Source organism: Kribbella steppae (genome assembly GCF_004342025.1).
In the GTDB taxonomy this organism is placed as follows: Bacteria; Actinomycetota; Actinomycetes; order Propionibacteriales; family Kribbellaceae; genus Kribbella; species Kribbella steppae.
Genome location: NZ_SLWN01000014.1, coordinates 17688 through 40034, shown reverse-complemented (window position 1 = coordinate 40034; position 22347 = coordinate 17688). Strand labels below are relative to the sequence as shown.

Sequence of the window (22347 nt, the reverse complement as noted above, 5' to 3'; positions counted from 1 at the left end):
CGTCACCTCGGTAGCGGAGCGCGGCCGGCGTACCCGAGCATCTGGTCGTACAGGTCGGTACGACGGTCGCGATGCAGATCGTTGAGCTGGTTCCAGATCGGCGCCGTGCGCGCGGCGGTCAGATCGACGTCCGCGTAGATGATGGTGTCCTCGTCCGGGCCGGCGATCCGGTCGATCGGCCACCCGTTCGTCCCGGCGATCAACGAGTTGCCCATGAATCCCGCGCCACGCTCCTGGCCGATCCGGTCCGCGGTGGCGATGAAGACGTTGTTGGCATGGGCCGCGGTGATGGTCAGGTACGCCGCCATGCAGACACCGCTTGCGTCGTACAGGGGTGGGGGCGTCCAGACCCAACCGGTGGGGATGCAGATGATGTCCGCGCCGAGCTGGGCCACGATCCGCGCGGTCTCCGGGAACCAGATGTCCCAGCACACCAGCAGGCCGATCCGGCCGATCTTGGTGTCGAACACCGAGAATCCTTCGTCACCCGGGGTGAACCACAACTTCTCGGTGTTCCACAGGTGGGTCTTGCGGTATCGGCCGATGAAACCGTCCGGTCCGACCAGTACTGCGGTGTCGTACAGCGTCACGCCGTCCCGCTCGGCCACACAGCCGACGATGTACACGTCGCGCGCGGCTGCGATCCGGGCGAACGACTCGACGGTGGGTCCGTCCGGTACCGGCTCGGCGTGAGCGTAGGCCTCCTCGCGGCTCTCGAACACGTAACCGGTGGTCGCGAGCTCGGGCAGCACGATCAGCCCCGCTCCCGCGTCTGCTGCGGCGTTCAGCCGCTGCTCCACCGCCAAGGCGTTGGACTTGAGGTTCTCGACCCCGACCTGCGGTTCGAACTGCACGACTGCCACCCGCACCGGGCTCACCCTCGGATCCGTCTGTGCCGTCATGATCTGGCCTCCTCAGTCTGCAAACTGGTTTTAACTTGAAACCGCTTGAGCGGGAGCGTAGAGGACCTGGTTTATACTTGCAACCACTTAGCTCCAACCAACAGGCGGCGAAGGGGACGTGCATGCCGAAGCGACTGACCCACGAGGGAGCGGAGTGCCCGGTCGCCAGGGCGGTCGACGTCATCGGGGACCGCTGGTCGCTGCTGATCGTTCGGGACGCGTTCGACGGCATCAGCCGGTTCAGTGAGTTCCAGCGCAACCTCGGCCTGGCGAAGAACATCCTCTCGTCGCGACTGCGTGAGCTCGTCGCACACGAGATCCTCGAGGTGCTCCCGGCGGCGGACGGCAGCGCGTACCACGAGTACGCCTTGACCCAGAAGGGTCGCGACCTCTTCGCCATCCTGGTCAGCCTGCGGCAGTGGGGCGAAGGCCACCTCTTCGACGAGGCCGAGCCGCACTCGGTCCTGCTCGACGTGAAGACCAAGCGCCCGCTCCGGAAACTGGAGGTCGCCGACGCCGCCGGCCGCATCCTCGAGCCCTCCGAAGCCTTCGTCCGCAAGGTCGACTGACCAAGGCTGAAAGCACCGTGAAACCGTCGTCTGGGAGCGTCGAGTCCTCATGAGGAGGAGAAGAAGATGCGATCACTGATTGTGTTCAGCGATGTGACGCTCGACGGGTTCATGGCCGGACCGGACAACGACCTCGAGTTCACGGTCGACGACCCCCAGATGACCGGCGAACTGACGGACGAACTGGTGGCGGTCGCGGACCTGCAGATCTGGGGCAGCAAGTCGTTCGCACCGTCGGGTGCCTACTGGACGGCCGCGGACGGCGACCTGGCCACGTGGATGAACGAGACGCCGAAGGTGGTGTTGTCGTCGGACCGCAGCCTCGATGTCAGCTCCTGGGCGAACTCGACGCTGGCCGCCGGCGACGGGGTGGAGCAGGTACGTCAACTGAAGGAAACCTCCGGTGGAAGCCTGGTGGTGTTCGGCGGCGTGCAGACCGTTCGATCACTCGTCGCCGCGGATCTCGTCGACGAGTACTGGCTCAAGTTCAACCCGACGGTCGTCGGCCGCGGCGGATCGATGTTCACCGAGGTGGCCGAACGCCGATCGCTGACCTTACGCAGCGCGCGGTCCTATCCGTCCGGGGCCGTTGCTCTGGTCTACTCGGCGCGGGGTTAACTGTCGGCAGAGTGATCTCGCCGAGGTACGTCGGTAGTTTCGAGGTATGACGGCTATCGCAAGGTACGACGGTGTCGCGGACTACTACGCCTCCGGTTGGGGGGAGGATCTCACCGATCCAGTGACAGTGGCGCTCTTCGACGTACTGGGGGACGTGGCCGGGCAACGGGTGCTGGACGTTGCCTGCGGCCACGGACGGATCAGCCGCGGCCTCGCACACAAGGGCGCCACCGTGGTCGGTGTGGACCTCTCGGCCGCAATGCTCGCCAAAGCAGAAGAAAGGGAAAGCAACGAACCGCTCGGCATCCGCTATCTGCAATCGGACGCGGCAGACCCGGAACTCCTGCAAGGCGACGAGTACGACGCCGCCGTCTGCAGCATGGGGTTGTCCGACATCGACAACCTGGACGGCACCCTGGCGAATATTCGTCGCCTACTCCGCCCTGGCGGCATCTTCGCCTTCGCGATGCTGCATCCCTGTTTCCCAGGCATAGAAGGCGTTTCCGCCGCCTGGCCCTCCGACGGCACCTACTACGACGAGCGCTACTGGCAGGCCGACGCTTCCCTGTCCACGCTCCGCCAACAGGTCGGTGCCAACCACCGCACCCTCTCGACCTACCTCAACACCCTCCACCACCACGGCCTGACCCTCACCCAAACCGCCGAACCCCAACCCAGAATCACCCCCGACTCCCCGCGAGCGCCGATGGCGCAGTACCCAGTCTTCTTCGTCGCAAGCTTCGCGAACAGCTGACAGGTTCGACCTAGTTCGGCCGGCCGCGCCGGCGAGGGCGTGGGGTGTAGAGGTACGGCTCCGCGACGATTCGGTCGTCGTCGAGAGCCTGGATTGCAGCTGCCCAGGCTTCCGCTTGACCTGTATTGCTGGGGTACTGCACCTCGACGCGGTTGAGGTCGCAGAACCAGCCGCCGCCAGCGTGGGTGAGGCCGGGCGCCCACTGGTGCATGGTCGAGAACAGGTGGCTGGCAAGTCGCTCGAGTTCGGCCCGGGAGTACGTCACCGAGCGGAACTCCACGGTGAACCCCTCGGCCTTCGCCAGCACCGACGTCCTAAGTTGCTCCACGTCGGCAGACGTACCGTCGACAGGCCCGACGAGGCGGACGACCACCGTTCGGGTGTCCGCATCCCAGCTCAGACCGCCGTCCGGAACCGGCCCGCGTTCCAGCAGAACCCCGATCGAGTCGATCTGTTCCTGCAGGTCCGCCGTACCAGTGATGTCGAGCGGCACCGGCCCCTTGTTCAGATCTCGCGCCATTGCCACCCCCAGTCACAGACCTCTGCAGCGTATGTCGGACTAGACGTCTCGGCCGAGCAGGAACCAGTAGTTGACCGTTGGGCCCTGGGCGGCGAGGCCGCCGCCCATGGAGTCGTAGAGGGAGCGGGCTGCGGTGTTGTCGGCGCCGGTGGTGAGGAACATCTTGGTGGCGCCGGCTTTCGTGCCTTCGGTCATGAAGGTACGGAGGAGGGCGCGGCCGATACCGGTACGTCGGTGTGCTTCGGCGACCTTGAGTTGGTGGATGTAGCGCATCGACGAGCCATCGGGGCGGACCAGGTCATAACCCCAGCACCATCCGGTGATGTCGGAGCCGTTGACGGCTACGAAGACGAGGGTGTTCGGTGCGTCGGCGAATGCCCGGCTGGATTGGGCACCCATGAACTGGCTGACGGCTCGCTCCAGAAGGGCAGAGTCCGGTACGACGATGTCGACGGTCATCGAGTGACCCGGTAGACGACGTGGTGGCGGAGAGGGCCGTCGGGGGCGGCGGAGGAGTCTTCGAAGTTGTCGGCCGGGTTGTGGGTCATACCTAGGCGACGCATGACGGCCTGGGAGCGTTGGTTGGTGGCGGTGGTGATCGCCAGGATCTCCCGGAGGTCCAACACGGTGAAGCCGAAGATCAACGTGGCGCGAGCAGCCTCAGTGGCGTAGCCGTGACCCCACGACGCACGGGTGAGTCGCCAGCCGATCTCGACGCCGGTGACCGGCAGGCCGGGCTCGACGTCGTCCAGGCCCGCGAAGCCGATGAACTCGCCGGTCGCCTGGACCTCGATCGCCCACCACCCGTATCCACGCTCGTCGAACTCGGCCTGGAACGCCGCGACTGAGGCATCGCTCTGCTCGCGCGTGAGAACGTCTCCCAGGTACTCCCGGACCTCCGGGTCGGCGTTCATCGCGGCCCACGGTTCGAGATCGGACTCCCGCCAGCGGCGGAGCAACAGGCGCTCAGTGCGCAGTTCACCCATGCCCGCAACCCAACTCGAAGCACACCAACCCCGCAAACCCATTATCGACAGTCAGGGCCGACGTGCGGCGGCAGGTGCTCGGGCATGGCCAGCGGTTAGGTTCAAGTAGCTCCGCAGTACCCGCCAAGGGCGTGGTGAGTACTGCGCAGCCGCCTAGTTGGCTTCCTTCGTAGCCCAGTAGTGCCATTGTGGGGACGCGACTGGGGAACGGGTCAGGCCGTCCGGCCAGGTGGCCGGCAGGTCGTGACTCCGAGCCGCGTAGAGGATCACCTCCGATGCGGTGCGGTCGCCGCGGACGGCGACACGGGCCGCGGTCTCGGCACGCATGTCGGACAGGTAGTGGATGGCCGGCAGGAACTCGGCGCTCAGGCGCGGACTCAGCCGCCCGACCGGTTCGTCGTCGAGTCTGACCTCGACCACGATCTGGTGCCTGTCCTGGATGCCGTCCTCCTCCTCGACCGCATGCATGGTGGCGTACACCCAGCACTCGCCTTCCGCCCGGAAGAACGGAGCCAGTACGTCGGGATGCACCTCACTCCCCGGTACGACGATGCCGCTGCCAGGCGGCAACAGGTGATAGCTGCCCGGCGGGGGCAGGTTGACCGGGACCAGCATGTGCGGCTGCCCGAGGGCCACCGCGACACTCGCGTGGAATTCCGTCCCCTGGTCGCCCTTGCCTTCCCAGGCGGCCGGTTCCCACTCACTGACCCACAGGTGGCACGGCACCTGCGGTTGCAGGCCTTGTGCCACCAGTTCTGACAACACCGGGTGGTACCGGTGCGCATCGTCCCTCGGCAGGTAGCCGACAACCTTCCCCTGCACCCGTACGGCGATGGATCGGGGATCGAAACGGTTGTGCGGTTCCGGGACCAGGTCCGCGCTGGTGTCCAGGTCTGCTCCTCGCGCTGGGATGGGGTCCGGGAACAGGCTTCGGATCGCCTGCTCGTGCGGGGTCTCCCGCACGACTTCCTGACCACACCACAGGGCGTCTCCCCACAGACTGAACGGAATCAGTTCCATTCGTGCCCTCCAGTCCACTATGACCGGCTTTACTCGGCTCATCCCGTCCAGGACCCTGGCCGTTACACCGAGTGAGCGTATGAAAACTAGACTGCCCAGTGAAGGGCTGTTTCACGCCTAACACAAGGGTCTGTTGCGCAAAGGTATCCGCCCGTCCGTACTGTGGACGCGGATTGTCTTGTGCAGCGAGCGAATAGGCGAAGATCGTGCAAATGCACGGGAAGGAAGCTCATGCAGGGCAGTAGTTCAGTCGCTCGATCGACGACCGGAACAGACCACAAGGACGTTGACGCGGCAGCCGTCGACGACGCGGTCAAGCGGCTCGACGGTGTCGCTGTGCGTACACCGTTGCAACGCAATCTCCGGCTGTCCGAGCGCACCGGCGCCCAGGTCTGGCTCAAGCGGGAAGACCTGCAGATCGGCCGGTCCTACAAGCTCCGCGGCGCCTACAACCTGATCGCCCAGCTCGACGACGCGCAGAAGTCGGCCGGGGTGGTCTGCGCCAGCGCCGGCAACCACGGCCAGGGCCTCGCCTACTCGTGTCACATCCTCGGTGTCCAGGGCAAGGTCTTCGTTCCCCGGACGACGCCCCGCCAGAAGCGCGACCGGATCGCGGCCCTCGGCGGCAAGCAGATCCAGGTGATCGTCACCGGTGACACGTACGACGACGCGGCCGCGGCGGCACTCGCCGAGGTCGACGGCACCAGGGCCACGATGGTGCCCGCGTTCGACGACCCGCGAACCGTTGCAGGACAAGGGACCGTGGCGGTCGAGCTCGTCGAGCAGCTCGGTCAGGCGCCCGACGTACTGGTGCTGCCGGTCGGCGGCGGCGGCCTGATCGCGGGCGTCGCGAGCTGGCTGGCCGAGCGGCACCCCGACGTACGGATCATCGGTGTGGAGCCGGCCGGGGCGGCGAGCATGGCGGCAGCGCTGGAGGCCGGCGAGCCGGTGACGTTGCCGCATCTCGACAGCTTCGTGGACGGCGCCGCCGTACGACGGGTCGGCGATGTGACGCTGCCGTTGGTGGCAAAGGCAGGCGTCGAGATGATGGCGGTTCCAGAAGGTCTGGTGTGCAGCGAAATGCTGGAGCTGTACCAGACCGACGGCCTGATCGCGGAGCCCGCGGGCGCGCTGTCGACAGGCGCCTTGGGCAACGGTCTGGACGTGCGACCGGGTGAGACCGTGGTCTGCCTGCTGTCCGGCGGGAACAACGACGTCAGCCGGTACGGCGAGATCCTCGAACGCTCGCTGGTGTACGAGGGCCTGAAGCACTACTTCCTGGTGACGTTCCCGCAGGAGCCCGGAGCGCTGCGGACGTTCCTGGACGAGACACTCGGGCCGGACGACGACATCACGCTGTTCGAGTACGTGAAGCGGAACAACCGCGAGACCGGGGTCGCGCTGGTCGGGATCGAGATCAGCCGGGCGGGCGACCTCGATGGACTTCTGTCGCGGATGGAAGCGGCACCGCTCGACATCGAGCGCATCAACCCGAACTCACCGGAGTTCCGCTACCTGATCTGAACGCTCTGATGTGAACGCCCTGATGTGAACGCACTGCTCCCGCCGGAGGAGCCCCGTACACCTGCTTCCGGTCAGGTGCCGTGATCAGCCCTGTGCTCCGGCGGGACCGTGCGTCTGGAGTCAGTGGCTCGAGTGCTTCGGGTGTTCGTCCGGGTGCTCCGACTTGGACGCATCAGGCCACGGCTGGCGGCGCGGGTCGTCCGGGTGCTGCCCGTCGGCCCAGTGCTCGTCCGTCGGCTGCCCGTCCCGACCCGGACCGGCCCCGTCGCGGTCCTGGTCCTCCGACCTGTCGCGCTCCTTGCCCCAGCTGGCGGCGTGCGGTGTCGACTCGTCCGGATGCAGGTTCTGCGCCCGGGTGCGGTGCTCGTCGGCCTCGGTGCGGGCGTCCGCGGCGGCCTCGCGCCGCTCGTTCGCACCGGCGGCGAGCCGGCGCGCCTCGGCCGCCTTCTCGTCGGCGACGGCCTGCGCCTTGCGTGACCTTGCCTCGACCTCATCGGCCGCGGCCTGCTGCTTCTCCGCGCGTACTGCCGACGTCCTGGCCTGCTGCTCCTGCTCGTAGGCTTCCTGTCGATTCCGATCGGCCCGGCGCTTGGACGACTTACGTGTCGCCGCGGCGATCAGTGCCACCAGGATGACCAAGGCCGCCAGGGCCACGACGATCCACAGGACGGTCATTCCGTCCATCGTTCCTCCTCGGGTCGATGTTCGGACTGACCGGTACCCGCTCGCTCCGCGGCCTAACGTGCCTCGAAGTGACAGGTGCCTGAGGCAATTTCCTGGACGTCGATGCTGCCGTCGCGGGCCGGGATCCGCACCGTCGCGGTCGTGTTCGCCGGCACGGTCACGTCCAGCGTGTTCGTCTTCAGGTCGTGCACCTGCGGACGGGCCGGAGCCGCGTCAGCAGGCAGCACAGGGGTCAGGAGCAGTACGGCGCTGAGCAAGCAGCCCAGCCTGGTGCGGAGGGACATGGGCGGATTCCTCCCAGAGAAGGGGCGGTCTCTGCAGGGGAGAACGAGGTGGTTCAGACCAGGCCGCGGCGAGCAGCCCAGACGATCGCTTCGATAGCCGTACCGAAGCCGAGCCGGTCGCACACCATCCGGGTACGGCGGCGGACGGTCCGCTCGGACAGGTCGAGCCGGCGGGCCACGGAGTCCACCGGCAACCCGGTGGCGAGGAGCCGGAGCAGTTGCAGGTCGTCGTGGCTGATCTCACGCGGCGGCACCCGCCGCGCAAGCGGTCGAAGTTCCTGGGGGAGGACGGTCATACGATCACCTTGTTCCGAACACCCGGGACTCGGCGGCGTCCCAGTCGGCCGGTTTTCCCTGCGGCTCGTAGCGCCGCAGTTGATGGGTGGCACGAACCAGTGCGCGCATCGCGCCCAGGTCCGGCAGTGGTTCGCCCAGGGCACGTGCCTGGACGAGGACGTTGCCCAGCGCGGATGCCTCGACCGGCCCAGCCAGTACAGGCAGCCCACACGCGTCGGCGGTCAACTGACAGAGCAGTTCGTTCTGCGAACCCCCGCCGATGACGTGCAGTACGTCGACCGGCCGGTCCGCGATCGTCTGCGCCTGCCGCAACGTACGGCGGTAGGCCAGCGCGAGACTCTCCAGCACACAACGGATTGTGGCCGCCTGCGACTGCGGCGGCTCCTGTCCGCTCGCCCGGCAGTGCTCCTCGATCCGGCGCGGCATGTTGCCGGGAGCAAGGAACTCGGGAGCATCCGGATCGATCAGTACGGCGAACGGCGGGGCGTCGGCGGCGTCGCGGAGCAAGGTGGGCAGATCGTCGGCGCCCCAGATCCGCTGGCACTCCTGCAGGATCCAGAGGCCCATCACGTTCCGGAGGAACCGGATCCGCCCGTCGACCCCACCTTCGTTGGTGAAGTTCGCCTCCCGCGCTTCGGCGGACAGCACCGGCGCATCCAGCTCCAACCCGACCAGCGACCAGGTCCCGGACGAGATATACGCGAACCGCTCATCAGCAGCCGGTACGGCGACCACGGACGACGCAGTGTCATGCGACCCGACCGCAATCACCGGCGTGGTTGCCGCAAGCCCGGTCTCCTCCGCCACGGCAGGCAGCAAGGTCCCAAGCACGTCACCCGGCTCCCGCAACGGCGGCAGCAACTCCATCGGCAAGCCGATACGCCGCGCCAGCTCCGAGCTCCATTCCCGCGCCCGTACGTCGTACAACTGCGTGGTGGAGGCGTTCGTCCGCTCTGCCCCGATCTCACCGGTCAGCCAGTAACCGAGCAGATCCGGGATCATCAACAGCGTCTCTGCCTGCTTGCGCAGTCCCTCGGCGGCCAGCTGGTAGATGGTGTTGAAGGGGAGTTGCTGGAGACCGGTGATGGCGTAGAGCTCTTCTGCGGAAACGGTCTCCAGGACCTTCTCCATCACGGCGTCGGTGCGGGAGTCCCGGTAGTGGATTGGGTTGCCCAGCAGGTGGCCGGCGCTGTCCAGCAGGCCGTAGTCGACCGCCCAGGAGTCGATGCCGACGGAGTCAACAGAGCCCGCCTGGGTCAGGCCTTCGAGCATTGAGTGGTAGAGGTGGAGGATGTCCCAGTGGAGGGTGTCCCGGAGTTGCACCGGGCCATTCCAGAAGCGGTGGATCTCGGTCAGGTTCAGCACACCGTCGCCGACCTCGCCCAGCATCACCCGCCCGCTGGACGCGCCCAGATCCACCGCCGCGACACGCTTCATGGCGATACGACGGTCAGATCGAGATGCAGCAGGTCCGCGACCGCCTCCAGGTCCTTGGCCCGGTGACCGGTACCGAGCGCCCAGTGATGTGCCACGCCCGACCCGGACCAGGCGTCGGTCCACTCACCCGGGTCGCACCCGAAGTCGACCCGCGACGTGGTGTTCCCGATCTGCAACAGCGGCCCGGGTACGACGGTGCCCTCGGACGCAATCAGGTTGAACGAACCGTCCCGGCGCTGGCCGAGACCGCACGCTGTCACCGGCCCGTGCTTCACGTCGAACTCGACGGACACACCCCAGCCACGCTTGCCGTGGTACACCCCGAGCCCGCGCAGCAACGGCTTGTCCGAGCTGATCGCCAGGTGCGCCGGCCCGTCGTGACCCATCTCGACCACGTTGTCGTGGAAGTTCAGCGCCTGCAGCTCGGTGAACGAACCACCGGCACCGAGCTTGTCCATCACCAGCATCGCCAGCGAGGTGCGCAGCTCGTACTCACCGGCGGCCGGGACTCCCCTTGCCGTGAGCAACGAAGCGCCGAGGATCATCCCCGCCGCGACCCGCTCGTGCGTCTCGCCGTCCAAGCCACGGTGGTAGTACGCGAGGGTGTCCAGCGAGAAGTCCTCGACCAGGCGGTCGAGGGCGACCGAGACGGTGGCACCCCAGCGGAAGTCGTCCTCGACGACCGAGTCGTCCAGCGTGAAGATCTCCCGCGCGACCTTCATCCGTTCCTCGGTCTCGGCCGCGGAAACCTTCTCCACCCGGACCCGCAGATCGTCGATCTCCAGGATCTCCACGTGGCCGCCGAGCTGCGCCGACACCAGCGTCGGGTCGGTGATCACGTCCATCATGCCCGGGTACAGATGCCCGAGCAGACCGTGCCGCCCATGACGGAAGGCGGCCCGTACGCCGGCCGCCCGGATCCACCGGTCGATCCGGGCCCAGGCGCGCTCGTCCTCGAGGTGCCCCGAGACCGACCGGAAGTCGATGCCGCAGCGCTCGAACGCGTTCGCCATCTCGGGCAGCGGGCAGGCGCCGCAGTACGCGAGCCAGGCACCGGTGTCGAACGTCGCATGGTCCATCGACTCGGTCGGCTGCAGGTTGAGCAGCAGCACCGGCGCACCGCTGCGCTGCGCGACCGGGACGAGCATCGACGCGGTCATGTAGGTGGTCAGGAAGCCGACGATCAGGTCGCAGTCAGCGACTCGCAGCTTCTCGGCGGCCGCGGCGCCCTCCTGGGCGTCCGAGATGAACCCGACGTCGATCACCTCGCAGTCCAGCGCCGAGAAACGCTCGGACACCCGGCGCGCGGACGCCTGCAACTGCGGCAGCAGATCGGGGAACTGCGGCCAGTAGGCCCCCAGACCGCCCGCGACCAGACCGATCCGGGTCTTGCGCGGCTCGACCCAGGGCAGCAGTCCGTTCCCGTCGACGGAACGGCTCGGGTCAGTGCTCCACATCGTCATCTCCTCCTAACGCAGGAACGCGGCGGCTACGCCGGCATCGACGGGAACGTGCAGACCGGTCGTGTGAGTCAGCTCCCCACCGGCCAGAGCGAAGACGGCCGCCGCAACGTGCTCCGGCAGTACCTCTCGCTTCAGCAGCGTGCGCTGCGCGTAGTACGCGCCCAGCTCCGACTCCGGCACGCCGTACACCGCGGCGCGCTTCGCACCCCAGCCCTTGGCGAAGATCCCGGACCCGCGGACGACGCCGTCCGGGTTCACCCCGTTGACGCGGATGCCGTGTTCGCCGAGCTCGGCGGCGAGCAGCCGGACCTGGTGCGCCTGGTCGGCCTTGGCCGCGCCGTACGCGACGTTGTTGGGGCCGGCGAAGACGGAGTTCTTGCTGGAGATGTAGATGATGTCGCCACCGATGGCCTGGTCGATCAGCACCTTCGCAGCCGCCCGCGAGACCAGGAACGAGCCCTTCGCCATCACGTTGTGCTGCAGGTCCCAGTCCTTGTCCGTTGTCTCCAGCAACGACTTGGAGATGGACAAGCCGGCATTGTTGACAATCAGATCGACGCCGCCGAAGGCCAGTACCGCCGCCCGCAACGCCTCCTCGACCGCTTCGGCCGACGACACGTCAGCGCCGACGGCCACCGCAACATCCGACGACCCGATCTCCTTGGCCACCGCCTCGGCCGCAGCCAGATCCAGGTCGGCCACCACGACACAAGCGCCCTCGGCGGCGAGCCGCTGCGCGATCGCCTTGCCGATCCCCGAACCACCGCCGGTCACGAAAGCGACCCGGGTCGCCAGCGGCTTCGGCTTGGGCATCCGCTGCAGCTTCGCCTCCTCCAGCGCCCAGTACTCGATCCGGAACTTCTCGCTCTCGTCGATCGGCGCGTACGTCGACACGGCCTCGGCCCCACGCATCACGTTGATCGCGTTCACGTAGAACTCGCCGGCCACCCGCGCGGTCTGCTTGTCCTTGCCGAAGCTGAACATGCCGACACCGGGAACGAGCACGATCGCCGGGTCCGCACCCCGCATCGGCGGGCTGTCCGGCTGCGCGTGCCGGTCGTAGTACGCCGCATAGTCCTCGCGGTACTGCAGATGCAGCTCCCGCAGCCGGATCATGGTCTCCTCCAGCGGCGCGGTCGCCGGAAGATCCAGCACGAGCGGCCGAACCTTGGTCCGAAGGAAGTGGTCCGGGCACGACGTGCCCAGCGCGGCAAGCTCAGCAAGCCGCTCCCGCGCGGTGAACTCCAGTACGACGTCCGAGTCGTTGAAGTGACCCACCTGCGGCTTGTCCGTGGACGCGAGACCCCGGATCAGGGGAGCCAGGGCCGCCGCACGCAGTCGCCGTTCCTCGGCCGGCAGCGCCTCGAAGCCGGCCACCACGGCACCGAAGGGCTCAGGCTTGCCACGCTCGGCCAGGAAGCGTTCCGCCGTACGGATGATCTCCAGGGAGTTCGCCTCGCACTCGGCCGAGGTGTCGCCCCACGCGGTGATGCCGTGCCCGCCGAGGATGCAGCCGATCGACTGCGGGTTCTCGCGCTTCACCTGGGCGATGTCGAGACCGAGCTGGAAGCCGGGACGCCGCCACGGCACCCAGACCACCCGCTCGCCGAAGCACTCGGCGGTGAGCTTCTCGCCGTCGGCCGCGGTCGCCAGCGCGATCCCGGAGTCCGGGTGCAGGTGGTCGACATGCGGGGCGTCGACGAGACCGTGCATGGCGGTGTCGATCGACGGTGCCGCGCCGCCCTTGCCGTGCAGGCAGTAGTCGAACGCGGCGACCATCTCGTCCTCACGGTCGACGCCGGGGTACACGTCGACCAGCGAGTTCAGCCGGTCGAGCCGCAGTACGGCCAGACCTGCCTCGGTGAGGGTGCCGAGGTCGCCGCCGGATCCCTTCACCCAGACCAGGTCGACCGGCTGCTGGGTGACCGGGTCGGTCGTCGTCCCCTTCGCCGACGTGTTCCCGCCGGCGTAGTTGGTGTTGCGCGGATCGGCACCCAGTCTGTTGCTACGCGCAACGAGTTCGGCCGGTGTGTCGGTCATCTGTTCAGGCTCCCCATCCGGCCTGCTGGCCGTCGGCTCGGTCCTTGACGATCTGCTCGAAGTACCCGCTGCGCTGGTAGGCGGCGACCGGGTTCGGGTCCAGCCCGTGGGACTCGCGCAGCTCGGCGAGCAGCGGGCGGACGTCGGTGTTGTAGGCATCCATCAGCGCGGCGTTGGCTTCCAGTACGTCGCCCTCCTGCTGAGCCTTCCGGAGCGCGTCCCGGTCGACCAGCAGCGCCTTCGCGGTGGCCTCCTGGACGTTCATCACCGACCGGATGATGGCCGGGATCTTCACCTCGATGTTGTGGCACTGGTCGAGCATGAAGGCGATCCCGCGGTCCGGGTCGAGCGCGTCGCCGCGGACGATCTCGTTCATGATCCGGAACAGCTGGAACGGGTCCGCCGCGCCGACCATCAGGTCGTCGTCGGCGTAGAACCGACTGTTGAAGTCGAACGCGCCCAGCTTCTTCGCCCGCAGCAGGAAGGCGACGATGAACTCGATGTTGGTCCCCGGCGCGTGGTGCCCGGTGTCGATGCAGACCGTTGCCTTCGGCCCCAGCTCCAGGCAGTGCGCGTACGACGTTCCCCAGTCCGGCACGTCGGTGGTGTAGAACGCCGGCTCGAAGAGCTTGTACTCCAGCAGCATCCGCTGGTCGTCACCGAGCCGGTCGTACACCTCCTTCAGGGCGGCCGCGAGCCGGTCCTGCCGCTCCTGGATGTCGTCCTGGCCCGGGTAGTTCGTACCGTCGGAGAACCACAGCTTCAGGTCCTGTGACCCGGTCGCGTCCATGATGTCGACACACTCGAGCAGGTGGTCCGTGGCCTTCCGCCGTACCGCCGGATCGGGGTTGGTGACACTGCCCAGCTTGTAGTCGTCGTCCTGGAACACGTTGCTGTTGATCGCGCCGAGCCGGACGCCCTGTTCCTTCGCGTACGCCGACAGCCGCGCGTAGTCGTCCACCTTGTCCCAGGGGATGTGCAGCGCGACGCTCGGGGCGACGCCGGTGTACTTGTGCACCACGGCGGCGTCGGCGATCTTCTCCTCCGGCGAGCGCGGCACCCCCGGCTGGCTGAACACCTTGAACCTCGTCCCCGAGTTCCCGAACGCCCAGGAGGGCAGCTCGATCTCCTGGCGGCTCAGGGCGGTCTTCACAGCGTCGGTCGTCATGGTTCTCAGTCCTCTTGTAGATGGAAGATCTCGGGCAGCAGCAGGAAGGACTCGTCCGGCGGCCTCCCGTCGATCCCGGTGAAGAACTCGGTCATCTCGGCCTGCCAGCGGGCGTTCACAGCAGTCGCCGCCATCGCCTTCTGCGCTGCCTCCAGGTCCTCGGCCTCGACGTACCCGATCAGCAGGCCGTCGTCGCGGAGGAAGAGCGAGTAGTTGTGCCACCCGGTGTCGCGCAGCGCGGCCTGCATCTCCGGCCAGACGTCACGATGGCGTTCGACGTACTCCTCCAAGCGGTCGGGTTTGACCTGGAGACAGAAGCAGTAGCGATTCACGGAGCAGCCCTCAGAAGTTGAATTCGTCGATGTTGGTCGCGGTGAACTCGGTCGGCGGGCCGAGGACGATCTCGCCGTCGGCGCCGACGGTGTACTCACCGAGCTTCCCGGCCTTGAACTTCTCGCCCTCCGCACCGGTGATCTGGCCCGAGCTCAGCGCCGCACCGGCGAACGCGGCCAGGTAACCGATGTCGGCCGGGTTCCACAGCGCGAACTTCTTCACCGTGCCGTCCTTGACGTACTGGCGCATCTGGTTCGGCAGGCCGAGACCGGTGATGGCGACCTTGCCCTTGTAGTTGGACGCGCGCCGGGCGTGACGTCCTGTTTGGGGAAGAGCGCACCCAGGTCGCGGCCGACCATCTTGCGGACCATCTCGTCGACGGTGATGTCGGTCAGCAGCTCGGTGGACACGTGCCTGCCGTCGCGCATGATCGTCACCCGCTCGCACAGCGCGGTGACCTCCTCGAACCGGTGCGAGATGAACATCAGCGCGGCGCCGTCGTCACGCAGTGACCGGGCGACCGCGAACAGTCGCTCGACTTCGACGCCGGTCAGCGCGGCGGTCGGCTCGTCCATCACCACCACGCGCGCGTCCGCGGACAGCGCCTTGGCGATCTCGACCAGCTGCTGATCCGCGATCGACAGGCCACGGGCCGGCCGGTTCGGGTCGATCGACACGCCGAGCCGGGCGAACAGCTGGGCGGCCTGCCGGACCATGGCGGCCCGGTCGATGGTTTTGAAACGACCCAGAGGCTGGCGGCCCATCGCGATGTTCTCGGCCACGGTCAGGTCCGGGAAGAGGGTCGGCTCCTGGTAGATGACGGCGATCCCGGCCGCTTTCGCGTCGGCCGGCGTGTGCAGCTCGGTCGGTACGCCGTTCAGCTCGATCGTGCCGGTGTCCGGGCGGTGCACACCGGCCAGCATCTTCACGATGGTGGACTTCCCGGCCCCGTTCTCGCCGACCAGGGCGTGCGCCTCACCGCCGTACAGGTCGAAGGAGACCTCCCGGACGGCGGCGACCGCGCCGAACGATTTCGACACCCCGCGGACCGCCAGCATGGGCGTGCCGTCGGACATGGTCACCTCCAACTCGGGGCGGCTGAGTTGCTGAAAGGTTTCAAGAAGATTGCACGAAGGTAAGCGCGGCCGGTTGAGGGCGTCAAGAGGTGGTTCGTGTTTCGAGTCCGATCCCGGACGGATGCTGCGGGAAACGGGCGGAAAACAGGTACGCTCTGGCCGCTAAGACGTTTCAAACCCGGCCCGCCGAGGGCCTTGACGCCGGGAGGTCGCGCATGGCAGCGGACAGCGCGCCCGAGCATGCCCCCGCGGCGCCGTCCCCTTCGACCGGGAGCCGGAAGTCCGGCGCCACCGGTGGCCGGCGGCGGAAGTCCAAGCAGCATGCGGCTGGGGTGAAGGCAGTGGCCGCGGCGGCCGGAGTGTCGTTGGGGACCGTGTCGAACGTGCTGAACCGGCCGGAGGTCGTCAGCCCGGTGACGCGGGCGAAGGTCGAGGCGGCGATGGCGTCACTCGGCTTCGTCCGGAACGAGTCGGCCCGCCAGCTCCGGGCCGGCAGCAGCCGGATCCTCGCGTATCTGATGCTCGACGCCGGCAACCCGTTCTTCACCGACGTCGCGAAGGGGGTCGAGGACGCGGCCCGTGCGGCCGGTCTCTCGGTCTTCCTCTGCAACAGCAACGAGGACGCCGACCGTGAAGCCGACTACCTCGACCTGCTCGAGCAGCAGCGGGTGCAGGGCATCCTGATCACCCCGATCGACCAGAACTCGTCCCGCCTGCGCAAACTCCCCGCCCGGGGTACGCCGGTCGTCGTGGTGGACCGGGCCATCGACGACGGCGAGCACTGCTCGGTCGCGGTGAACGACATCCTCGGCGGCGAGCTCGCCATCGCGCACCTGCTCGAACTCGGCCACGACCGGATCGCGTACGTCGGCGGCCCGAACACGATCGGCCAGGTCATCGACCGTCGCGACGGCGCCCGCCGGGCGTTGCGGAAGGCCGGGAAACCCCCGGAAAACTTGATCGAACTGACCACCGGCGCACTCACCGTCGCCGAAGGTAGGGGCGCAGGGCAACGACTTGCCGGGCTACCGGCCGCGCGCCGTCCGACCGCCGCGTTCTGCGCCAACGACCTGCTGGCGCTGGGACTTCTGCAGCAGTGCGTGAGCCTCGGCCTGCGCGTCCCCGAGGACCTCGCCATCGTCGGGTACGACGACATCGAGTTCGCCGCGGCGGCCGCCGTACCACTGACTTCTGTCCGGCAGCCGCGTCAGCTGCTCGGCAGGACCGCTGCCGAGCTGCTCCTGGACGAGTCGTCGAACCCGGACCACGAACACCAGCGCGTCACGTTCACGCCGGAACTGGTGGTCCGGACGTCAACTCGCGGCACCCTCTAGACCGTAGGCGGCGAGGAAGACCTCGGTCGCCTGGTCGGCGAGTTTGTCGAGCTCACCGGGGACCGGGCCCGCTGCAGTGCCGGCGAACATGGCCCGGTTCATCGGCTTGTACATGACCAGGCCGGCGAACTGGTACGCCGCGAGCGTGGGATCGGAGAGCTCACGGAGCAGACCGCGCTCGCTCATCCTGGTCAGCGCCTCACCGAGTGCCACCAGCGACCGCTCGAAACCGCTGGTGAACCAGGACCCGCAGACCTCGGGGAAGCGATCGGCCTCGGCGATGACGAGCCGGCGCAACTGCAGCACGCTGCCGGTGGTGAGGCTGTCGAGGAAGCGCCGCGCCAACGCCCGGAGGGCTTCGCGCGCATCGGTGGCCTCATCGAGGGTCTCGGCGTACGCCTGGACCAATCCGTCGAGCAACTGATCGCTGGTGCCGAGGACGATCTCGGCGAACAGGCGCTCCTTGTTCTCGAACTGCTTGTAGACGGTCTGCTTCGAGACCCCCGCCTTGGCGGCGACCTCGTCCATGCTCGCGCCCATGTACCCGTGCTGCAGGAAGACCTCGGTGGCGGCAGCCAGGATCGCCCGGCGTTTGCGCGGCGTACGACCCTCGCCCTCGATGGTGACGGCCTGCTCCGGCTGCCAGACAGCAGCCCGTTGGCGTTGATCCACGAAGTCCTCCTTCTGCGCTTCCTCGAAAATCATACTAGACAGTCCAGTTCTCTTCTGAGTACTGTACGGTCTAGTTCCGAACGACACCACAGGGAGGGCTCCGATGAGCACAGTGAAATCCGCAGACGGTACGACGATCGCCTTCGACGTCATCGGGGAGGGCCGGCCGCTGATCATGATCGACGGCGCCACCGCCCACCGGGCCGTGAACCCGTCGAACGCCGAGGTCGCGAAGCTGCTGAGTGACGAGTTCCGGACCTACTTCTACGACCGGCGCGGCCGGGGCGAGAGCACCGATACCAAGCCGTACACGATCCAGCGGGAGATCGAGGATCTCGCCGCACTGATCGAGGACGCCGGGGAGCCGGCCATCGTGTTCGGCTGGTCCTCCGGTGCGCTGCTGGCGCTGGACGCCGCGGCCGCCGGCCTGCCGATCACGGCGCTGGCGCTGTTCGAGCCGCCGGTGGTGGTCGACGACGGACGCCCGCCGCTGCCGAGCGACTACGTCGAGCGGCTCGAGGCCAGTGTCGCGGCCGGGCGTCCCGGCGACGCAGCGGAGCTGTTCATGACCGCGGCGGCCGACATACCGGCCGAGTTCGTCGCCGGGATCCGGCAGAGCCCGTACTGGGCCCCGGTCGAGGAGATCGCCGGGACCATCGCGTACGACGGCCGGATCATGGGGACCACAATGTCGGGTAACCCACTGCCGACCGAGCGCTGGGCCGCGGTCGACGTCCCGGTTATGGTCATGCACGGCGACCGCACGACACCGTGGCTGATCACCGGCACCACAGCGGTGGCCGAGCTGCTTCCGACCGCTCGCCTGCTCCCGGTCGAGGGTGAGAACCACAACGTCGAGCCGCCCGTCCTCGCACCGGTTCTGCGCTCGTTCGCCCAGGAGCTCTGATCGCCATGGGAACGATCGTGGTGACCACGTTCAGCTCGCTGGACGGCGTCGTACAGGCGCCTGGCGGGGAGGACTTCAAGTACGCCAACTGGAGCTTCGAGTTCGACCGCGGTGAGGACGGGGAGAAGTTCAAGGAGGACGAGGCGTTCGGTGCCGATGCGTTGCTGATCGGCCGCAAGACCTACGAGGGTTTCGCCTCGGCCTGGCCGGAGTACGAAGGTGAGCTGGCCGACAAATACAACAGCATGCCGAAGTACGTCGTCTCGAGCACGCTCACCGACCCGAAGTGGAACAACACCCGCGTGCTGTCCGGCGACGTCCGCGAGGAGGTCGCCAAGCTGAAGACCGAGGTGGCCGGCGAGATCCAGGTTCCGGGCAGCATCCAGCTCGCCCAGGAGCTGATCGCCGCCGACCTGGTCGATGAGATCCACCTGATGACCTTCCCGGTCATCCTCGGCACCGGACGGAAGCTGTTCGGCGAGACCCCGGACAAGACGACCTGGCGGCTGACCCAGTCGCTGACCGTCGGTGAAGGCATCTCCGTCATGGTCCTGCAGCGCAAGCGCTGACCTGACGATTTACGGCCGACTTGACCTAGAGAGCGCTCTAGCAGGTTGAGCGGACACGGGGGACAGAGCGAGGAGTTGCTCGGCCGCCCTCCACGGCGCCACCCTCGAACTAACCCCCGAGCAGCGCACACAGTTGGACGAGGTCTGGTAAATCACCTGGGATCGGCGAGACGCTGTGGGGGTGGACAGGGATGGGTTCTGGGGATTGGTCGAGGATGCGCGCGGTGGCGTGGATGACACCGTCGCGGATCCGGACGGGGTAGCGGACGCGCTGACCAAGCTGCTGGGTGGGCTGGAGGCCGAGGAGATCGCCGGGTTCGGGGCCGAATTCGCGCGGTTGCAGGTCGAGTCCTACCGGTGGGACCTGTGGGCGGCGGCGTACCTGATCAACTCGGGGGCCTCGGAGGACGGGTTCGACTCGTTCCGGGGCTGGCTGATCGCGCAGGGCCGGGAGACCTGGGAGGCGGCGCTGGCCGTCCCGGACTCGCTGGCCGACGTGGTCGACGAGGATCGGCCGGAAGACTTCGAGGGGTTCGACGGCGAGGCGCTGCTGCATGTCGGCAGTCACGCGTACAAGAACGTCACCGGCGACGAGGCGGCGTACTGGAAGGCGGTCGACGCCCAGGCGCCGGACCTGCCGGACCTGCCGGCCGGAAAGGAGATCGACTTCGACGACGAGGACGACCTGCACACCCACTTACCCCGGCTGGCCGCGCTCTATCTGGACAGCTAGCCCGGTTCACCGCTGAGGCGTTCGATGGCGGCGCGGAGGCGGAGGCGCCAGCCGGGCTGCCCTGCCTCCTCATCGGCCGCCGCCAGGCTGACCAGGTGCTGGGCCATCTCGAAGCCCTCTGCCGTCCGCGGCTCGAGGTCGGTCGGTACGGCGGCCTGCGGCTCGTCGTGGTCGAGCTCGATCCGCCGACTGGTCCAGCCGAACCCGTCCGGCACGAGCAGCTCTGGCACCAGCGACTCGTGACTGAGCGACGTCAGCTCCGCGTCACCGTTGCCGATGCTGAAGATCGTCGTACCACGTCGCCGTACGTCGCTGATGCGCTCCAGCAGCGTGTCAGCCGGGTCCTCCTCGGCTACGACCAGCAGCGACTGGCCCCGGCCCGTGTCCCGCAACCTGTCCAGTCCGATCGACAGGTGCGGCGGTGCGCCCGGTGGCGGCGACCAGCGGACGAGTGCCGGGCGGATGTCGTCGATGCCGGCCCGGTGCAGCTCGTCGTCGAGGTGCGCGGTCAGGTGCCACGGCTCGTCGTCGGCCGGACCGAACAGCATCAGGCCGCCGGTCCGGGTGGTGAACCTGCGGAGCGAGTGGGCGAACTCGGTCGTGCGGCTGCCGAGCTCCGTACCGGTCAGCATCTCGCGGAGGAGGGAGGCCCTGGTGAGATCCACCCCTCAAACTTGACACACGCCGGGGTGCATCGCGACTCAGACCAGCCGGTCTGCCTTCGACTGCAGGTAGTTGCGCTCAGGCACACTCGTCGTACGCCGAGCCGCCAGCAGGTAGCTCTCGCGGGCACCGGCGGTATCACCCGACATCTCCAGCAGGTGAGCCCGCACGGCCTCCAGCCGGTGGTGGCCGGCCATGCGTTCGTCGGACTCGAGCGGCTGGAGTACGGCGAGCCCCTCCTTCGGACCGGCCGCCATGGCCACAGCAACGGCGTGGTTGAGTTTCACCATCGGGTTGTCGACCATCTGCTCGAGCACCTCGTACAGCGCGACGATCTGCCGCCAGTCGGTGTCCTCGGCCCGCCCAGCGGTGGCATGTACGGCGGCAATCGCGGCCTGCACCTGGTAGGGCCCGAGCTGTGTGCGAGCCAGTGCGTCGGTCACCAGCGCCTCACCCTCGACGATGGTGTCCTTGTTCCACTTCGACCGGTCCTGCTCGGCCAGCGGGACCAGTGCGCCATCAGGCCCGGTCCGCGCGAGCCGCCGCGCATCCGTCAGCAGCATCAGCGCCAGCAGCCCCGCCACCTCACCGTCGTCTGGCAGCAGCCGGCGCACACCACGCACCAGCCGGATCGCCTCGGTGGTGAGCTCCGCACTGTGCAGCGACGTACCGGAGGAGGCCGTGTAGCCCTCGTTGAAGATCAGGTAGAGGACATGCAGTACGGCGCCCATGCGCTCGTCCCGCTCGGCTTCCGGCGGGAGCTCGAACGTGCTGCCCGCCTGCTTGATACTGCGCTTCGCCCGGCTGATCCGCTGTGCCATCGTTGCCTCCGGCACCAGGAACGCGGCCGCGATCTGCGCGGTGGTGAGACCGCCGACCGCACGCAGCGTCAGCGCGATCTGCGAGGCCGGTGACAACGCCGGATGGCAGCACAGGAACAGCAAGGTCAGCGTGTCGTCCCGGCCGCCCGGATCGTCGAGGTCGGGGCCAGCGGCAACGAACTCCTCCGGTGCGGCGAGCTGGGCCGCGTTCTCCTCCCGTCGGCGCCGGGCCGACTCGCTGCGCAGCAGGTCGGTCAGCCGGCGCGACCCGACCCGGATCAGCCATCCGCGCGGATTGTCCGGCACCCCCTCATCCGGCCACTGCTGGGCGGCCGCGAGCAGCGCCTCCTGGACCGCTTCCTCGGCCAGGTCGAAGTGCCCGTAGTGCCGGACCAGCGCACTCAGCACCTGCGGCGCCTGCTCGCGCAGCAGCAGCTCGAAGTCCGTCACATCTCCAGCCCGGACGTGTCCATCACCGGCCGCACCTCCACGGCGACGTACTTCGCGTCCGGCATCCGGGCCGCATAGCCGATCGCCTGGTCGATGTCATCGCACTCGACCAGGTAGAACCCGGCCAAGTGCTCCTTGGCCTCAGCGTACGGTCCGTCGGTGGTCGTCGTGGTGTCGTCGCGTACCGAGACGGTCCGGCTGGTGATGGGGTCGGCCAGGCCGGCGGCACTGACCAGGAGGCCCTGTTCGACCAGTTCGCGGGTCAGGTCCTCGTGGGCCCGGGACAGGCCGTCGCGTTGCTCGGCGGACAGGCTCGCCCAGCTCTCGGGGTTGCTGTAGATCAGCAGCACGTACTTCACAGGCACCATCCTGTCGCTCGCGGAGGCCGCTGTGACCCCCTCTCACCCGGTACGTCGGACCCGGTGGACAACTTTCGACAGAAATGTCGAGGTGGTCCGGGCGGCCCCGACGTCTCCACCGAGTGACGCCCAGCCGGGGTGTCGCGCCGTACTGGAGATCTCAC

The 22347-nt window shown here is 68.0% G+C and carries 27 protein-coding genes; 8 read left to right on the top strand and 19 right to left on the bottom strand.

Going from position 1 to position 22347, the window contains the following annotated elements; translation table 11 throughout:
* Nucleotides 1-2 precede the first annotated feature (2 nt).
* Nucleotides 3-902, bottom strand: coding sequence for a nitrilase family protein (locus tag EV652_RS33635; RefSeq protein WP_132213336.1), 900 nt, complete (start codon nucleotides 900-902; stop codon nucleotides 3-5).
* A gap of 122 nt (nucleotides 903-1024) precedes the next feature.
* On the opposite strand from EV652_RS33635, the gene EV652_RS33630 reads away from it, so the two are divergent.
* The 3 genes from EV652_RS33630 (at nucleotide 1025) to EV652_RS33620 (ending at nucleotide 2843) form a co-directional block, all read left to right on the top strand.
* Nucleotides 1025-1471: a winged helix-turn-helix transcriptional regulator gene (locus EV652_RS33630; protein ID WP_132213335.1), complete on the top strand. Its 447-nt coding sequence runs from the start codon at nucleotides 1025-1027 to the stop codon at nucleotides 1469-1471.
* A gap of 66 nt (nucleotides 1472-1537) precedes the next feature.
* Nucleotides 1538-2089, top strand: coding sequence for a dihydrofolate reductase family protein (locus EV652_RS33625; RefSeq protein ID WP_132213334.1), 552 nt, complete (start codon nucleotides 1538-1540; stop codon nucleotides 2087-2089).
* Nucleotides 2090-2135: 46 nt separating this feature from the next.
* A complete protein-coding gene (locus EV652_RS33620; protein WP_132213333.1) occupies nucleotides 2136-2843 on the top strand; it encodes a class I SAM-dependent methyltransferase in 708 nt (235 codons plus the stop codon).
* A 10-nt stretch (nucleotides 2844-2853) separates the two neighbouring features.
* Here EV652_RS33620 and EV652_RS33615 read toward each other — a convergent pair whose 3' ends face one another.
* The 4 genes from EV652_RS33615 to EV652_RS33600 all read right to left on the bottom strand — a co-directional run bounded on the left by EV652_RS33615 (nucleotide 2854) and on the right by EV652_RS33600 (nucleotide 5369).
* Nucleotides 2854-3363, bottom strand: coding sequence for a hypothetical protein (locus tag EV652_RS33615; protein ID WP_132213332.1), 510 nt, complete (start codon nucleotides 3361-3363; stop codon nucleotides 2854-2856).
* Nucleotides 3364-3402: 39 nt separating this feature from the next.
* Nucleotides 3403-3822, bottom strand: coding sequence for a GNAT family N-acetyltransferase (locus tag EV652_RS33610; RefSeq protein WP_132213331.1), 420 nt, complete (start codon nucleotides 3820-3822; stop codon nucleotides 3403-3405).
* Complete coding sequence (locus tag EV652_RS33605; protein ID WP_132213330.1) at nucleotides 3819-4349, bottom strand: GNAT family N-acetyltransferase; 531 nt, start codon at nucleotides 4347-4349, stop codon at nucleotides 3819-3821. The genes EV652_RS33610 and EV652_RS33605 overlap by 4 nt, the downstream gene beginning before the upstream one ends.
* Before the next feature lie 153 nt (nucleotides 4350-4502).
* Nucleotides 4503-5369, bottom strand: coding sequence for an HIRAN domain-containing protein (locus EV652_RS33600; RefSeq protein WP_132213329.1), 867 nt, complete (start codon nucleotides 5367-5369; stop codon nucleotides 4503-4505).
* A 231-nt stretch (nucleotides 5370-5600) separates the two neighbouring features.
* On the opposite strand from EV652_RS33600, the gene ilvA reads away from it, so the two are divergent.
* The gene (ilvA, locus tag EV652_RS33595; RefSeq protein WP_132213328.1) at nucleotides 5601-6893 is read left to right on the top strand and encodes a threonine ammonia-lyase IlvA; all 1293 of its coding nucleotides are present in this window, start codon (nucleotides 5601-5603) and stop codon (nucleotides 6891-6893) included.
* Nucleotides 6894-7013: 120 nt separating this feature from the next.
* On the opposite strand, the gene EV652_RS33590 is transcribed toward ilvA, so the two are convergent.
* From EV652_RS33590 to EV652_RS33545, 10 genes are read right to left on the bottom strand one after another with little or no spacing between them, the layout of a single operon-like run.
* The gene (locus EV652_RS33590; protein WP_132213327.1) at nucleotides 7014-7577 is read right to left on the bottom strand and encodes a hypothetical protein; all 564 of its coding nucleotides are present in this window, start codon (nucleotides 7575-7577) and stop codon (nucleotides 7014-7016) included.
* A gap of 53 nt (nucleotides 7578-7630) precedes the next feature.
* A complete protein-coding gene (locus EV652_RS33585) occupies nucleotides 7631-7861 on the bottom strand; it encodes an alpha-L-rhamnosidase C-terminal domain-containing protein (protein WP_132213326.1) in 231 nt (76 codons plus the stop codon).
* A gap of 53 nt (nucleotides 7862-7914) precedes the next feature.
* On the bottom strand, nucleotides 7915-8157 hold the full coding sequence (locus tag EV652_RS33580; protein WP_132213325.1) for a LuxR C-terminal-related transcriptional regulator: 243 nt from the start codon (nucleotides 8155-8157) through the stop codon (nucleotides 7915-7917).
* A 4-nt stretch (nucleotides 8158-8161) separates the two neighbouring features.
* Nucleotides 8162-9595 (bottom strand): rhamnulokinase, encoded by a 1434-nt coding sequence (locus EV652_RS33575; RefSeq protein WP_132213324.1) that lies wholly within the window; start codon nucleotides 9593-9595, stop codon nucleotides 8162-8164.
* The gene (locus EV652_RS33570; protein WP_132213323.1) at nucleotides 9592-11052 is read right to left on the bottom strand and encodes an L-fucose/L-arabinose isomerase family protein; all 1461 of its coding nucleotides are present in this window, start codon (nucleotides 11050-11052) and stop codon (nucleotides 9592-9594) included. The genes EV652_RS33575 and EV652_RS33570 overlap by 4 nt, the downstream gene beginning before the upstream one ends.
* A gap of 12 nt (nucleotides 11053-11064) precedes the next feature.
* The gene (locus EV652_RS33565; RefSeq protein ID WP_132213322.1) at nucleotides 11065-13098 is read right to left on the bottom strand and encodes a bifunctional aldolase/short-chain dehydrogenase; all 2034 of its coding nucleotides are present in this window, start codon (nucleotides 13096-13098) and stop codon (nucleotides 11065-11067) included.
* A gap of 4 nt (nucleotides 13099-13102) precedes the next feature.
* The gene (gene rhaI, locus EV652_RS33560; RefSeq protein ID WP_132213321.1) at nucleotides 13103-14266 is read right to left on the bottom strand and encodes an L-rhamnose isomerase; all 1164 of its coding nucleotides are present in this window, start codon (nucleotides 14264-14266) and stop codon (nucleotides 13103-13105) included.
* Between the two features lie 5 nt (nucleotides 14267-14271).
* The gene (locus tag EV652_RS33555; protein ID WP_132213320.1) at nucleotides 14272-14598 is read right to left on the bottom strand and encodes an L-rhamnose mutarotase; all 327 of its coding nucleotides are present in this window, start codon (nucleotides 14596-14598) and stop codon (nucleotides 14272-14274) included.
* Nucleotides 14599-14608: 10 nt separating this feature from the next.
* Nucleotides 14609-14848, bottom strand: a complete 240-nt coding sequence (locus tag EV652_RS33550; RefSeq protein WP_369410059.1) for a type 1 periplasmic-binding domain-containing protein — start codon at nucleotides 14846-14848, stop codon at nucleotides 14609-14611.
* Entirely contained in the window at nucleotides 14818-15675 is an 858-nt protein-coding gene (locus tag EV652_RS33545) for an ATP-binding cassette domain-containing protein (RefSeq protein WP_242002160.1), read from the bottom strand. Before EV652_RS33545 ends, EV652_RS33550 begins: the two co-directional genes overlap by 31 nt.
* Before the next feature lie 215 nt (nucleotides 15676-15890).
* On the opposite strand from EV652_RS33545, the gene EV652_RS33540 reads away from it, so the two are divergent.
* Nucleotides 15891-17009, top strand: a complete 1119-nt coding sequence (locus EV652_RS33540) for a LacI family DNA-binding transcriptional regulator (RefSeq protein ID WP_132213319.1) — start codon at nucleotides 15891-15893, stop codon at nucleotides 17007-17009.
* Here the strand turns inward: EV652_RS33540 and EV652_RS33535 are convergent.
* The gene (locus EV652_RS33535) at nucleotides 16989-17714 is read right to left on the bottom strand and encodes a TetR/AcrR family transcriptional regulator (protein ID WP_132213318.1); all 726 of its coding nucleotides are present in this window, start codon (nucleotides 17712-17714) and stop codon (nucleotides 16989-16991) included. The two genes, EV652_RS33540 and EV652_RS33535, sit on opposite strands and share 21 nt — an antisense overlap.
* A 70-nt stretch (nucleotides 17715-17784) precedes the next feature.
* Here EV652_RS33535 and EV652_RS33530 point away from each other — a divergent pair, with 70 nt between their 5' ends.
* The 3 genes from EV652_RS33530 to EV652_RS33520 all read left to right on the top strand — a co-directional run bounded on the left by EV652_RS33530 (nucleotide 17785) and on the right by EV652_RS33520 (nucleotide 19890).
* A complete protein-coding gene (locus EV652_RS33530; RefSeq protein ID WP_132213317.1) occupies nucleotides 17785-18588 on the top strand; it encodes an alpha/beta fold hydrolase in 804 nt (267 codons plus the stop codon).
* Nucleotides 18589-18593: 5 nt separating this feature from the next.
* Nucleotides 18594-19157 carry a dihydrofolate reductase family protein gene (locus tag EV652_RS33525; RefSeq protein WP_132213316.1) on the top strand — a complete coding sequence of 188 codons (564 nt, stop codon included), beginning with the start codon at nucleotides 18594-18596 and terminating at the stop codon, nucleotides 19155-19157.
* A 181-nt stretch (nucleotides 19158-19338) separates the two neighbouring features.
* A complete protein-coding gene (locus tag EV652_RS33520) occupies nucleotides 19339-19890 on the top strand; it encodes a DUF4240 domain-containing protein (RefSeq protein WP_132213315.1) in 552 nt (183 codons plus the stop codon).
* Here EV652_RS33520 and EV652_RS33515 read toward each other — a convergent pair.
* From EV652_RS33515 to EV652_RS33505, 3 genes are read right to left on the bottom strand one after another with little or no spacing between them, the layout of a single operon-like run.
* Entirely contained in the window at nucleotides 19887-20555 is a 669-nt protein-coding gene (locus tag EV652_RS33515; protein WP_132213314.1) for a hypothetical protein, read from the bottom strand. The genes EV652_RS33520 and EV652_RS33515 overlap by 4 nt on opposite strands.
* A gap of 36 nt (nucleotides 20556-20591) precedes the next feature.
* Nucleotides 20592-21824, bottom strand: coding sequence for an RNA polymerase sigma factor (locus tag EV652_RS33510; protein WP_132213313.1), 1233 nt, complete (start codon nucleotides 21822-21824; stop codon nucleotides 20592-20594).
* Nucleotides 21821-22192, bottom strand: a complete 372-nt coding sequence (locus EV652_RS33505) for a YciI family protein (protein WP_242002159.1) — start codon at nucleotides 22190-22192, stop codon at nucleotides 21821-21823. The genes EV652_RS33510 and EV652_RS33505 overlap by 4 nt, the downstream gene beginning before the upstream one ends.
* Between the last annotated feature and the right edge of the window lie 155 nt (nucleotides 22193-22347).